General features: G+C 65.5%; 15 protein-coding genes and 3 tRNA genes. 7 read left to right on the forward strand and 11 right to left on the reverse strand.

Annotated features, from left to right (window positions below; translation table 11 throughout):
• Positions 1-133: 133 nt before the first annotated feature.
• The gene (locus ABD366_RS39395) at positions 134-1,228 is read left to right on the forward strand and encodes an ABC transporter permease (protein WP_324774063.1); all 1,095 of its coding nucleotides are present in this window, start codon (positions 134-136) and stop codon (positions 1,226-1,228) included.
• A gap of 52 nt (positions 1,229-1,280) precedes the next feature.
• On the opposite strand, the gene ABD366_RS39400 is transcribed toward ABD366_RS39395, so the two are convergent.
• The 4 genes from ABD366_RS39400 to ABD366_RS39415 all read right to left on the reverse strand — a co-directional run bounded on the left by ABD366_RS39400 (position 1,281) and on the right by ABD366_RS39415 (position 3,248).
• Positions 1,281-1,354: transfer RNA gene (locus ABD366_RS39400), tRNA-Phe, on the reverse strand.
• 23 nt (positions 1,355-1,377) lie between these two features.
• A tRNA-Asp gene (locus tag ABD366_RS39405) sits at positions 1,378-1,452 on the reverse strand.
• A 38-nt stretch (positions 1,453-1,490) separates the two neighbouring features.
• A tRNA-Glu gene (locus ABD366_RS39410) sits at positions 1,491-1,563 on the reverse strand.
• Between the two features lie 80 nt (positions 1,564-1,643).
• Positions 1,644-3,248 carry a metallophosphoesterase family protein gene (locus ABD366_RS39415; RefSeq protein WP_324774061.1) on the reverse strand — a complete coding sequence of 535 codons (1,605 nt, stop codon included), beginning with the start codon at positions 3,246-3,248 and terminating at the stop codon, positions 1,644-1,646.
• A 59-nt stretch (positions 3,249-3,307) separates the two neighbouring features.
• Here ABD366_RS39415 and ABD366_RS39420 point away from each other — a divergent pair, with 59 nt between their 5' ends.
• A complete protein-coding gene (locus ABD366_RS39420; protein WP_324774059.1) occupies positions 3,308-3,721 on the forward strand; it encodes a metallopeptidase family protein in 414 nt (137 codons plus the stop codon).
• 200 nt (positions 3,722-3,921) lie between these two features.
• On the opposite strand, the gene ABD366_RS39425 is transcribed toward ABD366_RS39420, so the two are convergent.
• The 5 genes from ABD366_RS39425 to ABD366_RS39445 form a co-directional block, all read right to left on the reverse strand.
• Positions 3,922-4,116, reverse strand: coding sequence for a hypothetical protein (locus ABD366_RS39425; protein ID WP_324774057.1), 195 nt, complete (start codon positions 4,114-4,116; stop codon positions 3,922-3,924).
• 199 nt (positions 4,117-4,315) lie between these two features.
• The gene (locus ABD366_RS39430; protein ID WP_324774055.1) at positions 4,316-4,552 is read right to left on the reverse strand and encodes a hypothetical protein; all 237 of its coding nucleotides are present in this window, start codon (positions 4,550-4,552) and stop codon (positions 4,316-4,318) included.
• A 90-nt stretch (positions 4,553-4,642) separates the two neighbouring features.
• Positions 4,643-5,491: a helix-turn-helix domain-containing protein gene (locus tag ABD366_RS39435; protein ID WP_324774053.1), complete on the reverse strand. Its 849-nt coding sequence runs from the start codon at positions 5,489-5,491 to the stop codon at positions 4,643-4,645.
• Between the two features lie 3 nt (positions 5,492-5,494).
• The gene (locus ABD366_RS39440) at positions 5,495-6,013 is read right to left on the reverse strand and encodes a DUF6879 family protein (RefSeq protein ID WP_344443403.1); all 519 of its coding nucleotides are present in this window, start codon (positions 6,011-6,013) and stop codon (positions 5,495-5,497) included.
• On the reverse strand, positions 5,994-6,260 hold the full coding sequence (locus ABD366_RS39445; protein WP_324774049.1) for a hypothetical protein: 267 nt from the start codon (positions 6,258-6,260) through the stop codon (positions 5,994-5,996). The genes ABD366_RS39440 and ABD366_RS39445 overlap by 20 nt, the downstream gene beginning before the upstream one ends.
• 303 nt (positions 6,261-6,563) lie before the next feature.
• On the opposite strand from ABD366_RS39445, the gene ABD366_RS39450 reads away from it, so the two are divergent.
• The 5 genes from ABD366_RS39450 (at position 6,564) to ABD366_RS39470 (ending at position 11,544) form a co-directional block, all read left to right on the forward strand.
• Complete coding sequence (locus ABD366_RS39450) at positions 6,564-6,962, forward strand: hypothetical protein (RefSeq protein WP_324774047.1); 399 nt, start codon at positions 6,564-6,566, stop codon at positions 6,960-6,962.
• Positions 6,963-7,110: 148 nt separating this feature from the next.
• Positions 7,111-7,875, forward strand: coding sequence for an HNH endonuclease (locus tag ABD366_RS39455; protein WP_324774045.1), 765 nt, complete (start codon positions 7,111-7,113; stop codon positions 7,873-7,875).
• A gap of 842 nt (positions 7,876-8,717) precedes the next feature.
• Positions 8,718-9,299 carry a hypothetical protein gene (locus tag ABD366_RS39460; protein WP_324774043.1) on the forward strand — a complete coding sequence of 194 codons (582 nt, stop codon included), beginning with the start codon at positions 8,718-8,720 and terminating at the stop codon, positions 9,297-9,299.
• A 684-nt stretch (positions 9,300-9,983) separates the two neighbouring features.
• Positions 9,984-11,195, forward strand: coding sequence for an IS110 family RNA-guided transposase (locus ABD366_RS39465; protein ID WP_324774041.1), 1,212 nt, complete (start codon positions 9,984-9,986; stop codon positions 11,193-11,195).
• 106 nt (positions 11,196-11,301) lie between these two features.
• Positions 11,302-11,544, forward strand: coding sequence for a hypothetical protein (locus ABD366_RS39470; RefSeq protein ID WP_324774039.1), 243 nt, complete (start codon positions 11,302-11,304; stop codon positions 11,542-11,544).
• Positions 11,545-12,327: 783 nt separating this feature from the next.
• On the opposite strand, the gene ABD366_RS39475 is transcribed toward ABD366_RS39470, so the two are convergent.
• Together ABD366_RS39475 and ABD366_RS39480 are read right to left on the reverse strand one after the other, a co-directional pair.
• Positions 12,328-12,825 carry a hypothetical protein gene (locus tag ABD366_RS39475; protein WP_324774037.1) on the reverse strand — a complete coding sequence of 166 codons (498 nt, stop codon included), beginning with the start codon at positions 12,823-12,825 and terminating at the stop codon, positions 12,328-12,330.
• A 2-nt stretch (positions 12,826-12,827) separates the two neighbouring features.
• Positions 12,828-13,064: a hypothetical protein gene (locus ABD366_RS39480; RefSeq protein WP_324774035.1), complete on the reverse strand. Its 237-nt coding sequence runs from the start codon at positions 13,062-13,064 to the stop codon at positions 12,828-12,830.
• Positions 13,065-13,333: the final 269 nt, after the last annotated feature.

The following is a 13,333-nucleotide window of genomic DNA, read 5'->3' on the forward strand; positions in this document are numbered from 1 at the left end:
CCAGGATCTCACCTCCGGGAAATCCGTGGCGAACGGTTTTGCCACCGCGACTTTTCAGGCTCCGCGTGCCTTTTCGGCGCTCTGCGTGCCTTTTCGGGGTGTACGTCTCTTATGCCTGCCTTAGCGTTCAGACATGTCCTCCTTGTCCGATCCGGAACAGCCGCGCCCGCATCCGCCCCACGGTGAGCACGGGCGCCCGCCGAGCGGGGCCGAGCGCTGGGCCTCGTACAAGAAGTCGCCGTTCCTGCCGGCGTGCGTGCTCATCTTCATCCTGGCCGCGGCGGCGGCGCTGTTCGCGGCCTCGTACACGTACTCCATGGCCAATCCGACGCCGCACGACATTCCGACGGCGGTCACCGGGGAGCCGGACGCCGCGCGGCGCAGTGCCTTCGTCGGCGCGATGGAGAAGGCGCTCGACGCGCAGCTCGACCTGAAGCACTACGCCACCCGGGCGGACGCCCGTCAGGCCATCGACGAGCAGCGGGCCTTCGCGGTGCTCGACGTGCGCGACAAGGGGGCCCGGGTCGAGCTGGACCTCTCCAGCGCGTCCGGGGTGTCCGTCGCCCAGGTGTTCCAGGAGGCGGCGCCGGTGGTCAGCAAGAAGACGGGCGTCCCGGTGACCGTCAAGGACCTGAACCCGCTGCAGAAGGGCGATCCGCGCGGGCTCGCGATCTTCTACATCTCCCTGGCCGCCGTGATCATCGGGTTCGTCGGGGCGATCCAGCTGAGCGTCCACGCGCGCGGGCTGAATCCGGCCGAGCGGATCGCGTTCACGATCGTCTACGCGCTGTTCGGCGGGTTCGCCGTCGCCGCGGTCGTGGACTGGGGGCTCGGCGCGCTCGACCTGCCGTTCGTCGAGTCCTGGCTGATCCTCGCGCTGACGATGTTCAGCTGTGGAATGGTCTTCACGATGTTCAACACGTTCTTCCACCGCTGGGCGATGATCCCGACGTGGGGGCTGCTCGTCCTGGTGGGCAACCCGGCGTCGGGCGGCGCGGTGGCGCCGCCGCTGCTGCCCACGTTCCTCGGCCGGCTCGGGCAGTGGCTGCCGCCGGGGGCGTCGGTGAACGCGCAGCACACGGCGGTCTACTTCCAGGGGCACCAGCACGCGTTCCCGTTCCTGGTGCTCGCCGGGTGGGCGGTGGTGTCGAGCGGCCTGTTCTGGTTCTGGCGGCACAAGCATCCGGGCGGGCGCGGGACCCAGCCGCTGCACGCCGCTGCCGTGTGACCCCGGCCGGACAACGCAATAGGCCCCGTCCGGAGACGGGGCCTAATTCCTGTGGCTGGGGCCGGGATCGAACCGGCGACCTATCGCTTTTCAGGCGATCGCTCGTACCAACTGAGCTACCCAGCCACGAAGTCCACGAGGAACTTCAGCGGTCCTGACGGGATTTGAACCCGCGGCCTCCACCTTGACAGGGTGGCGAGCACTCCAAACTGCTCCACAGGACCAAGCTGTTGCGTGCAACAGTGTTGCACACGATCTTGCGTGCCCCCAACGGGATTCGAACCCGTGCTACCGCCTTGAAAGGGCGGCGTCCTAGGCCGCTAGACGATGAGGGCTATCGGCCCGCCTGGGCGCTTCGCAGCGCGTCGGGGACGTGAGAAGCATATGGGATGCGGGGAGCTATCGCCAAAACGGTTTACCGGGGCCCCGGGGAGGCGGAATCGGAGGTGGCCGGCGAGGGGGTCGCGCCCGGCCGGTTCTCCTTCGGGAGATGGCGGCTGACCTCGGCCTTCGTCAGGCCCAGACCGCCGAGCCTGATCTCGTCCCAGGCCTGCAGCCGCTTGGTGGTGCTGTCCAGGTAGAGCACGGAGGCCTCTACCGGATCGGGGTACTTGTCGTCGACCGCGCGCAGGCCGCTGCCGCCGGTCGAACCCTCGATGCGCAGCCGGGTGCCCAGCGGCAGCACCTCCATCCTCTGGCGGTGGATGTGCCCGGCCAGGACCAGCGGCACGGCCCCGTCCGTCTCGCGCGCGGCCGTCGGGTTGTGCGCCAGCGCGATGTCGACCGGGGTGCCCGCCGCCCGCTGGTCGCGCAGCGCCGACGCGAGGCGGATGCCCGCCATGTGCTCGGCCGGGTCGCCCAGGTCCTGCGTGGAGCGGTCCGGGGTGTACTGCGGATCACCGGTGCCGGCGATGCGCAGGCCCGCGACCGTCACGGCCCGGCCCTCGTCGAGCACGCGCACGTTCTTGAAGCGCTTACGGGACGACAGGTACTTCTGCGTCGTCCTCGAGTCGTGGTTGCCGCGGATCCACACGTAGGGCGCGCCCAGGCCCCTGATCGGGTCGAGGAAGGCGTTCTCGGCCGCCGAGCCGTGGTCCATGGTGTCGCCGGTGTCGATGATCACCGAGATCCGGTACTGCTCCACGAGCGAGGCGATGATCTTCCATGACGCCGGGTTGAGGTGGATGTCGGAGACGTGCAGGACGCGGATCGTGGAGGGGTCGGGGCGGTACGTGGGCAGCGTGGACGTCACGTCGTAGAGCTTGGTGACATTCGTGACCAGGCGGGCCAACTCCCTTTGGTAGACGTCGAACTCGGTGACGATCGAGCGCGCGTTGCCGACCACGGAAGGGGCCGAGGAGAGCAGGCCGGAGAACTTCGGCTCCAGTACCGAGTCCGGGTTCCAGGTCGCGTACGCGGTTCCGCCCGAGGCCGCGAGGAGCGCGAGGGCCAGACCGCCGGCGGCCAGGGCGCGGCGCGGGCGCCGGTAGACCGCGAGGCCGAGCGCCGTCGCGCCGGAGACCACCGCCACGCAGGAGCGGACGGCCAGGTCGAGGGTGCCGTGCTCGACGTCGCGGGCCACTTCGTCCTGAAGGCCCGAGAGGCGCTCCGGATGGTCGACGAGGGCGCGGGAGCGGATCGGGTCGAGGCGGTCCACGTCGACGTCGAGGCGGATGGGGGCGGTGTGGGAGTCCAGCTCCAGGGCGCCGAGCGGCGACACGTTGATCTTCGTGCCGCCGGAGACGGAGGGGCGCAGCGTCATCCGGGTGTCCATCGGGCCCACCGGAGTGCGGACGCTGCCGACGACCAGGAGGCCGAGCCAGGCGCCGAGCAGGACGACCGCGACCAGTCCGAGGGCGCGCATGTACGGGTGGGGCGGATGCGGCGGGTGGTCCGGAAGCAGGGCCGGGGACGGCCGGCGGCGCGAGCGGTAGTGGTGCACGAGGGCCGACGAGGCGGTGCGGGGATCCCGTATCCGGTGGAGTGCTCGGCGTATGGCGACAGCGGACGGTCGGGCCATTGCTCCCGTATGCCCAAGTGGACGGGTGGATATGCGGGGTCGTGCCGGACAATGGCCGTGTGCTGGAGATGACGCGCGGAGAGTTCGAGGAACTGGTGGCCGAGGCGCTCGACCGGATTCCACCCGAGTTGACGCGGCTCATGGACAACGTCGCGGTGTTCGTCGAGGACGAACCGCCCGCCGACGATCCCGAGCTGCTCGGGCTCTACGAAGGGACTCCGCTGACCGACCGCGGTGAGTGGTACGCCGGGGTCCTGCCGGACCGCATCACGATCTACCGGGGGCCGACGCTGCGGATGTGCGACTCCCGGGAGGACGTCGTCGCGGAGACCGAGATCACCGTGGTGCAGGATATCCCGCCGGACACCTTTAGGGAGCTGGTTCGTGACGAAGTTGCCGTGACCGTGGTCCATGAGATCGCCCACCACTTCGGCATCCCGGACGAGAGGCTGCATGAGCTGGGCTGGGGGTGACGCGGGGCTTGGTGCTGCCCTCTCGTGCAAAACCCCGTCGGCGTGCCACGGGGGCAGCGCACCGACGGGGCCCGGTCTCCCTACGGCCCGAGTTTGACGGCACCGGCCGCAGGGGGTTTCTGGGGCCATTCTCGCCACTAGGTAGGTCACGACTGCTGACCATGTGAGCCACCCGAGAATCGCGGCGGCCCATCTCCAGCTCATGACGCGGGGATCAGTTGCTCGGGGTCTGCCGTCCACTCGATGCCCCCGCCCTCGGGCCGGACGAACGCGGTGAGTCCCGGTACTTGGAGACGGGTAGCCGCATCCTCGTATCCGTCCACAAGATCGGCCAGAGTCCCCGTGCGCTCTCCGTCCGTCACGGTCTTGCCGACATCTGCCCTGGTAACGCTCATCGGTGGAACACCTCCACGTGTCGGCGTAGCCGTTCGACGTGCTGCGTTTCTGCCTCGCGGTCGCCGTTCACCCGAGATGCGTTCAGATCCTGGGCCCGGTCGTAACAGCCCTGACACCCCGCCACAGGCTCTATCTCGTCCTCGGCGGGGCTCACCAGCTCCGGGGCCGGTAAAGCGCCCGTACGGCCGTTGCGGGTACTCATGTCAGCGTCACCCCCTCACGCTTCAGCTCGGCCAACCGAGACAACTTGGGCGGGTCGTGGGGGTGGTTGTTGATTTCGATGAGTAGGTCTCGGTCGCCTGCCTCATCCCACTGTTTCGCCAGCGCGCCGCACACGTCGCAGCCCTTGGCCGGAGTCGCCCGAATCTCCGGGGTCGGATGGCTGGACACGATCATTCGCGTAGTGGTGTCCGCCGCCTCTGTCTTCCCCGTCATGCTGCCGTCCCCTCGCGTGGTCCGTTGGCCAACCACGCTAAGAACGCCGACAACTCAACTGCCAGCCGGTTGCACGAGGTTGCACACCAATCACGACAGCCGGTCCATGGCGGCCGAGATAAGCGCACGAGCGTTCGCCCCGTGGACGGCCAGCGCGGCCAACTCGGCGAACGTTTCCGCGTACATGGCTACCTCGCTGGGTTGCGTGATCGTGAGGTACCCGGAGATTAATTCGACGTTGACTTGTGTCGAGTCATAAATCCAGAAACCTTCGGCGGGCCAGCGCTCCCTGTCCGGCGTCATGGGCACAACTCCCAAACTCACGTTGGGAAGTGAAGCCACTGATACGAGGTGTCCCAGCTGTCCGGCCATAACCTCAGCGCCACCAATACCAGCGCGCAACACTGACTCTTCAACAAGGAACGCGAACTCTCGATCGCCCTCGTACAGCACGCGTTGCCGTTCCATACGCGTGGCCACTGCCTCGGTCACATCGTCCACCAAACCGCGCCGACGCTGAATTGCCTGTAGTGCAGCCGTCGTGTACGGACGCGTTTGAATCATGCCGGGCACAAGCCACGAGGAATAAGAGCGGAAACGGCGGGTGCGCTGATACAACGGTAGGCGGGATTCCTGCGCCTGTTTGAGTCCGGCCCGCTCCATTCGACGCCAACCGATCCACATTCCCTCGGCCGTTCGCAGCGAGGCAATCAAATCCTCGGTTTGATCGTCGGCACCGCACGCCTGACACCACGCCCGGATATCGTCAGCGGACGGGGGCGTACGGGCATTCATGATGCGGGAAGACTTGGACTTACTCCAGTCGCAGCGATCCGCGATATCAGCACCGGTAAGGCCAGCATCCCGGCAGATTTCCGCGAGACGATCCGCGAGAGCCTGCCGGGCCTGCTGAGCAGTGGAGTACGAGGAGACGGCCATGCGTCAGACAGGCCGGTAATCCGCGTGAGGGGTCGCCCGTTCCCACGCTGCCTCATACGCCGTGACGTACTGCGTCGCTAGCGCCGGATCGTGCACGACTTCCATACGTGGCCCGGTCCACTGACCCTCTCCGCTGAAGTGATGCAGGATCACGGTTTCCTCATCCATGACCCATCCATCCAGCGCCGGCAACAGCAAGTCACGAGCCGATGCGCGAGGCAGCCAACGTACGTTCTCACCCGCTGCGACGTTGGTAAATGTGCCGTCGTACTCGTACCGGACGTAGTCACTCAGCGGCTCGGAGATCACCCGCAACCGGCGCATGACCACACCTCGGGCCGTCGACTCTGCCACTACGTCGAGCCAGGAACGCCACCACGATTCGCGGTCGGCCGGGTCGTATCGGTGCCCTTCCTGCCAGCGGATGAATTCCGGGTCATCCCGCATGTAGCTGTCCCGCATTTCAAGGTGTATCGCTGAGCGTTCTGCCTTTGCAAGGCATTCACGTACCGCTGTTGCCACCGTTGACCTCACTGTCCGGGCGCGGGATGAACTGAAGCATGTTCGCGGGTAACCGAATCACGGTCTCGTGGTCCGGCACGTCCGTTGAATGGCCGGGCACCGAGCCGACTTCCTGAGCCTGACGGATCGTTGCGTCATCGGCTTTCCATGACTGGATGATCAAGTCCCCGGTCGTGTCGTCAAGCCAGATGGTGGGTGAACCGTCGTCCGGGGTGTTCGGCCAAATCCCCAGAAACTTTAGGGCCATTGGGCGCTCCTCTACCGAGTCGGTTGCACGTGCTTGCACGAGCCTCGCCCCGGCGCGTGATCAACGTCAAGGGGGCATGGGGCAACCACCGGGCGGACCTCACCAACGGCGTTACTGACGCACCATCAGGTATGAGCCACATTTAGCGCGGGTGACGATGACCCGGCCCGTTGGGTGCCTCGGCGTACTCAATGTCTGGCGATTGCAGGACAGTTAAGGGGCGGGTCCGGTAGGTCTGTGCAGGTGAACTCCTCCGCTAAGCCTCCCTCCGAGGACGACGAGCCCCCCTCTGCCGCTGAGAAAGTGAAGAACCTGATCAAGAAGCACAAGAAGAAGATCATCACCATCGGCGGCGCGGTCCTCGTCGTCACGACCGGCGTGCTCATCCACCTCGCCACCAGGCAGCGCGTCGCCGAGGGCGTTGAAACCTGGTCTCCGTTCCCCGGCGCCGCATCCGAGGACCAGGAAGGCGAAGCGAAGTGTGTTGAGTGCGAGACAAGCTTTGACGTCGCAGAGGCGCGAACTCAATACCAGTCGGAGCCCGGTACAGGAGAGGGCGAATACGACGACCTGCACGGCGGAGAATGGTGCGCAGAATGCGCCCTAGCGCGCGCAGAAGGGCTTGAGAACCAGGGTCGTGCAATCTTCATGATGAATGGTGACGAAGACTACGACGATGATTTCGTGCAGCAGTGGTTGTGAGCGGCTAGGCGACCTATAAGCCCCTCAGTCGGCCGACACCTCAGCCCTTTAGCGAAGGACCCCCTAGAAACGCTGAGAGCCCCATACCGGCCACCAAGAAGGCAGCGCGTACGGGGCCGAAAGGCATTCATTCCTTGCGAGGCTGAAGATGGGCATCTCAGAGAAGACTCGAAAGATCTTGTGGGTCCAGGCTGGCGGGCTCTGTGCCGTCTGTAAAGCGCAGGTGATCACATCTGGGACTGCATCGGATGACCCTTCAGTATTTGGCGAGGAAGCACACATCGTCGCCCGCTCAGAGGGCGGTCCCCGGGCAGGAGGACTCGCAGAGAACCTGATTAACCATCACACGAACCTCATTCTCTTGTGCAGCAATGATCACAAACGCGTCGATGATCAGCCAAACCACTTCACTGTGGAGCGGCTCAGGCTCATCAAATCGGAACATGAGGCGTGGGTGCGTTCCGTGATGGATGCCGACGCAAGCCGCTTGAGGCTGGTGCCCGATCCGTTGTTCCCTCAGCCCAAGATGCTAAAGCTGATCACGCGCGGAAACCCGCTCTGGAACATGGTCAAAGAAAGCGTCACGTTTGAATACGCGATACCGGACCATCTGAACGATGACGTTGAAGACTTGATCATCGAATTCATGGATCTACTGAGAGACTTTCTCGACATAGCAGGGGATCTTGTAAGCGTCCGAGAGAATCGCGATGCAGAGAAGGCCCTTCAGCAGTACATCAGCCGCCTAGCTGAGCGTGAGTTCCTTGTGGGCGCTTATGTGCGACACATGCTGCTGAAGGGCGGGAGTGCTGACAGCCTAACTCCCTGGCCCATGCTCCGAGTCGAAGTCCAGCCCGCGACATTGGCAGAGGTCGCAGATGAAAATGGCACCCCTTACTCTGACCAGGGTTAGGCTAAGCGAGAATTTTGCCCCACTAAAACGCTCAAATGAGCCACGCGAGTTTTTTGCCTCCCTGCCGTTCTTTCTCGGGAGGTTCGGGGGGTCACCCCCTGGTCACCAGCTCATGAGCGGAGCGGCTTGACGCGTTCGGCTGCCCATCCGCCGGGCTGGTGCTTCGAGGTCTCGCCGTTATGGCACGTCGTGCACAGCGGACGGAGACGAGACCATGCGTCCGGTTCGGACTCGCCCCGAGCGACCAGCGCACGCCGTGACTCGGGGAAGTGGTCGGCAACCGTCGCAGTGCGAGAGCAGAGCACGCACCACGGATGCGCGTAGAGGTAGCGCTTACGGATGCGTTCCCATCGGACGCCGTACCCCTTGGCCGTGGTCGTGCCCCGAGCCGCTTCCGCTTCCTTGGCGTGAGTTGGGCACCGGCCACCACGGGCGGTTAGCTCCGGGCAGCCGGGGACTGAGCAAGGGGGGCGGGGTCTGCGGGGCATGTGGGCACCTCTTGACGTTGGGGGGTGTTCATTCGACTGCCGTGGTTTCACGGGTTTTCACGTTTCGGCCGCAGATTTCACAGGTTTCACGTCCGCGCCCCCTGCCGTGACGCCTGGTCGTCGGGATGGGATAACGCCATGACGACTGGTGAGAACCGAACCCCTGGTTTCGAACTCCGCTGCGGCGGACTCCACTTGACGATTCAGCGCATCCCCACATGGCTCGTCTCACTCGCCACTGCAGCGGGCAGCATCGGGGCCCCTGATGGGTGGGTCGGTGACGGGAAGCGGACGCACGAGGGGCTGTCAGCGGCAGCCGGTACAGTCTCGGTGAGTCCTAGCAAAGGAGGTTCGATGCCGAACACGGAGGGTTTCTACACCCCACGCGCGGCAATTCTGGCAAGCCTCCTCGCCATGGATGAGCTGCCGGATGACTGGCAGACGGGGCGCTTAACGGACCCTGCGTTGGGTACCGGAGGGATGCTCAAAGCGGCGACAGAGTACGTTCGGTCAGCGCGTAGTGACGCTGCTGCGCCGTACGACTGGGAAGCCACTCTCGGCGGTCTCACCGTCCAAGTGGAGTGCAAGAGCTACGGGCACGTCAGAGAGGCCCGCAGTCGACTGCGCCAAGCTGCCGACGCTCTACACACAGCACAGGGCACCGCTGAGCGCCGCACGGCAGCCGGCGAGTTTCTGGCAGCACTGGCCGAGTTGGTTGCGCAGGTCTTCGCCTTCCTGGTGCGCGTCCTGATGCGATTGCTCTCCCGGCTCCTTGGCTATCCCTCCGCCGATGACGTACCCGTGTGGGCCCCCGTCCCGCTTGAACGAACACCAGAGATCTCCCCCCGAGGGCCGAACTCTGCCTTCCCCGTGAACACACACCGGGGCGGGCATTACGACAGTCGTGCGCTCGGGAGCGCCATACTGGCTGCGTAGACAGCCCGCCGACCCATCAGGTCGGGAAGGCTCAACCATCATGTTCAAGCTGCCAGAGAACGCCCCATGGTGGGCAGTTCTGGCCGTAGTCGTCATCGTCTGCGGGCTCATGTTCTGGCGTAGTACGTGGCCCCAGCACAGCCGGGATCGCCGTGCGCTCCTCGAAGGGCGGCAGCGCGACCGCGCCGAGCGCCGGAGAGAACGCAACCAGCGGAACCAACAGGATCGTTGAACCCGCGAGGAAGTGGGGTCGCTCAAAGCTGCGCATCACGCGGTGCGAGCGGCCCCGAACTCCGCTGTGGTCTTAACCAAGTGACAGTCACGACACAGGGGTTGAACGTTGGTGCGGCGAGCATGCCGAGCACGGACCGAAGCCCGTTTACCGTAGTCCTGATGGTGTTCCTCGCAGCGTCCGCGGTGCGTTGCCGGGCTGACAGTCGATACAGCGCACGGTCTCGCCCATTACCTTCCGAGTAGAGCCCGAACTGGGCTCGTGGCCTCCGGGGCCGGTATGGCTCTTTGCCCCTGTCGTTGATGATCCGGGGGGTGCTGCCGCCGGTCCTGGCGGCACCGGGTGGTCGCTGATGGAAGCGTGTCCGCCTTGCGGCAGGGCTGCGTAATGTGGCTGCCGATCTCCGGTGCCCGGTGGGCCACCGGCTGCAACTCCGGGGAGGGAAAAGCCCGGTGACCAGCAACGACTTCACCTCGATCGACGTGTTCTGCGCCCTGGACGTGGGCAAGCTGGAGCATCACGGCACGGCCCTGCTGCGAGATGGCCGTGCCACCGTCGACAAGCCGCTGCCCAACGGCGAACCGGCACTGCGCCAGTTGTTCACCCGCCTCCAACGCAAGGGAAGGGTCCTGGTCGTGGTCGACCAGCCGGCCTCCATCGGCACCCTGGCGGTCACCGTCGCCCGAGCTTGTGGATGCGAGGTCGCCTATCTGCCGGGCCTGTCGATGCGCCGGCTGGCAGATCTGCACCCCGGCACCGGCAAGACCGACGCCCGCGACGCCTACGTCATTGCCGACGCCGCCCGCACCCTGCCCCACCTGCTGCACAGCATCGAGCCCGAGGACAGCGTGCGGGCCGAGCTGACCATGGTCCTGGGACACGACGACGACCTCGCCGGGGACGCCACCCGCACCTCCAACCGGCTGCGCGGACTGCTCACCTCGATCCATCCGGCCCTCGAACGGGTCCTGGGGCCACGCCTGCGGCACCCGGCCGTCCTGGCCCTGCTGCAGGACTTCGGCTCTCCGGCCGCGCTCGCCGAAGCGGGCACCGAGCAGATGATCCACGTCATGCTGGCCGCCGCACCGCGGATGCGCAGTGCCGACCACCTGGCCAAGCAGATCAACCAGGCGCTGGCCGAGCAGACCGTCGAGGTTCCCGGCACCGCCTCTGCGACAGAGATCGTCTCCGGCCGGGCGGAGACTCTCGCCGTCACGCTCAAGCGCCGCGAGATGCTGGAAACGCGGGTCGCCGCGCTGCTGGGGGCCCACCCTCTCGCGAAGGTCCTGACCTCCATGCCCGGGGTCGCGGTCAGGACCGGTGCCCGCATCCTGGCCGAGATCGGCGACGCAAGCGCCTTTTCCACCGCCGCCCACCTGGCCTCCTACGCGGGACTGACCCCCACCACACACCGATCAGGCACCTCCATCCGCGGCGAAGGCCCGCCCCGCGGGGGCAACAAGCAGCTCAAGCGGGCCCTGTTCCTGGCCGCGTTCGCCTCGCTCAGCAGTCCCGAATCGAGGTCCTACTACGACAAGAAACGCGCCGAGAAAAAACGCCACAACGCAGCCCTCATCTGCCTCACCCGCCGCCGCGTCGACGTGCTCTTCGCGATGCTCCGTGACGGCACCCTCTACCAGCCCCGGCACGAACAAACAGCCTGACCACGCCCACAGAGCTTGACCGAACAGATAGAAGCACCCCCCTTTTCTCATACCGGCATAAGAGTGACCGGCCGTGCCACCGCTTCATGTAGATCGTTTTCGAGGCATGAAGAAAATCATCGCTGCCGCTGCAATGGTCCTTGCCAGTGTCGCGTTCGCTGCCCCCGCACACGCCGACAACGACTCGAATTTCGACGGGCCCATCAGCGCGGCCGACAACTGGAACTTCACTGCCGGTGTGGTCTGCCTCCAAGAGGTCGCCGTCGTTCCGGCGCTCAGCGGTGCTGGTGGCTACGTCGGGGACCACGAAAACAACTGCTCCAACGGAAACGTCATCGACCACTCCTAGCCATAGCAGCGGGCTACGTCCCACGGACCTGCCGCCGAGTACCCGCCCCCGAACTCGGACCGGGGAACTCTGCCGATTGGGTACGGCGCACCTCTGCCATTGGGTCATGCGGGCGGGTGGTCGTCCTCGCCGGCTCGGCCGGTCCGGACACCATGGGGAGACCACACGTGCTTGCAACCCCGTTCGGCGCCCCCGGTCAAGGGGTGGTTACTAGTGGGCGGTGTGGCCTCCCAGCGCTCTGCCTCACGACCCCTGCGGCCGCCCTTGGCGGGTGCGTGGTGCACGGGTAGAGCTGGTGAGAGTCGGGCACTCGCCATGACGGGATGACGTTCGGGATGCCGTTTTGGTTTTCTCTATATTTTTCTATGTGTATTCAAAAAAGTAGGTCTAACCGTCATTTCGTCATGGCTCCGGACGCTGGTGGTGCCGTCGCGCGCTGAGGCCGCAGGCGAACGTGTGCGGACATGCGAGTGCCCCGGCGGTCCGTAGACTGCCGGGGCATCTTGCTAGGCGTGGGAGAGCCTCACAGAGCCGTTGGAGCGTCCGGCTGGATGACCGGCGGGTCTATCTCCGTACCGTCTGCGTGGCGTGGTGTGAGGTCCACCAGTACGCCCCGCCCACTGCTGGCAGGACCACGTACCGCTTGAACTCCACGCGGCATGTACGTCCCGGTGTCGGCTTCTCCGGTCTGCGCGTCGGACCAGATAGGCCGTCCCTGGACGTCCCGCGGAAAGTACGGATAGTCCCCGTTCGGCCCGGGGTCAAGCGCGTCAGTGGCCATGGTCAGTCCGTCCCCGACACGTAGGCTTCGCGCGCCTTGTCCAGTTCACGGCCGAACTCAGCGCCCTGTTCGGCTGCCTGCCTCTCAATCTCCTTGGTGATTTCTTCAACGATCTCCGCGCCATACCAACGCTGTTCGGGTGCCGTGACCGGCTCGCCCAATGCGGTCTGTGCCCGCTGAGCCTCCGTGACGACATGACCCCGCTTGTAGCGGGCTGCCCGGTATTCGACGTAGGCCGCGAACCACGGCTCATCGGAGAGAAGTGCGACGAATCGCGTGTGCGCATCGTCACCGGAGCGGGCGGCGGCCTCCGCTCGTTTCCGCCAGGACTCGGTAACGCCCCGGTTGTAGGTGGCAGCCCGATCAGCGCGCCGAGCCGTTTCCGCTTCCTGGGCGTCGTGCAACTGCGCCTGAGCGTCGGCGAGCGGTGCTGAAAGTTTTTCCGCCTGTGCCTGGAGTTTCGCTACCCGCTCGGCTGCCTTTTCGATCTCAGTCGTCATTCTTACTTGCCTTCCTTGTTCACGTCGCGCCCGTGCGCGGCGGCATTCGCCTTGTCATCCTGGTAGTAGCCGAGGCTCATGCGGGCCGAGATGCCCATACGGTCGAAAGTCTCTGGGTGGGAGGCTTCGAGCTTCGCAAGCTCTTCCATGCGCTCGTCTCGCCTCCACGCGTCTGCGCGGATCTGATTCTTATTGCGCGGACCGTCCAAGAATCCGGCTGCGCTGAGAAAGTCGCTCATTGAATCTCCATCGTTCGTGTTCGAGCGAGGCAATTCGACCTGTGGCTAACTGCCACTTCGACTCCTCGTCTTGTTGTGGGGACCAGTGCATTCCCGCATAGCGGGTTGTTCGGGATGTGTAGGGACGGACGAATTCCTCAAGTGCCTGCGTGACAGGTCCGAGCTGGCCCCTCGCAGCTTTGTAGAGAGCGACAAGTTCCCGTGTTCTCCGTGTATCTCCGACCGTCGGGCGTTCCCGGAAACGTCGAACGGCCCGTTCCTGGGGGAAT

Source organism: Streptomyces kunmingensis (assembly GCF_039533535.1).
Lineage (GTDB): Bacteria > Actinomycetota > Actinomycetes > Streptomycetales > Streptomycetaceae > Streptomyces > Streptomyces kunmingensis.

What these genes read in the sequence shown, in the direction of transcription:
- ABD366_RS39435 (WP_324774053.1), bottom strand. Translation starts at nt 5,491, where the DNA reads ATGGCCGTCTCCTCGTACTCCACTGCTCAGCAGGCCCGGCAGGCTCTC.
- ABD366_RS39480 (WP_324774035.1), bottom strand. Translation starts at nt 13,064, where the DNA reads ATGAGCGACTTTCTCAGCGCAGCCGGATTCTTGGACGGTCCGCGCAAT.
- ABD366_RS39415 (WP_324774061.1), bottom strand. Translation starts at nt 3,248, where the DNA reads ATGGCCCGACCGTCCGCTGTCGCCATACGCCGAGCACTCCACCGGATA.
- ABD366_RS39430 (WP_324774055.1), bottom strand. Translation starts at nt 4,552, where the DNA reads ATGACGGGGAAGACAGAGGCGGCGGACACCACTACGCGAATGATCGTG.
- ABD366_RS39445 (WP_324774049.1), bottom strand. Translation starts at nt 6,260, where the DNA reads ATGGCCCTAAAGTTTCTGGGGATTTGGCCGAACACCCCGGACGACGGT.
- ABD366_RS39395 (WP_324774063.1), top strand. Translation starts at nt 134, where the DNA reads ATGTCCTCCTTGTCCGATCCGGAACAGCCGCGCCCGCATCCGCCCCAC.
- ABD366_RS39460 (WP_324774043.1), top strand. Translation starts at nt 8,718, where the DNA reads ATGCCGAACACGGAGGGTTTCTACACCCCACGCGCGGCAATTCTGGCA.
- ABD366_RS39455 (WP_324774045.1), top strand. Translation starts at nt 7,111, where the DNA reads ATGGGCATCTCAGAGAAGACTCGAAAGATCTTGTGGGTCCAGGCTGGC.
- ABD366_RS39470 (WP_324774039.1), top strand. Translation starts at nt 11,302, where the DNA reads ATGAAGAAAATCATCGCTGCCGCTGCAATGGTCCTTGCCAGTGTCGCG.
- ABD366_RS39425 (WP_324774057.1), bottom strand. Translation starts at nt 4,116, where the DNA reads ATGAGCGTTACCAGGGCAGATGTCGGCAAGACCGTGACGGACGGAGAG.
- ABD366_RS39475 (WP_324774037.1), bottom strand. Translation starts at nt 12,825, where the DNA reads ATGACGACTGAGATCGAAAAGGCAGCCGAGCGGGTAGCGAAACTCCAG.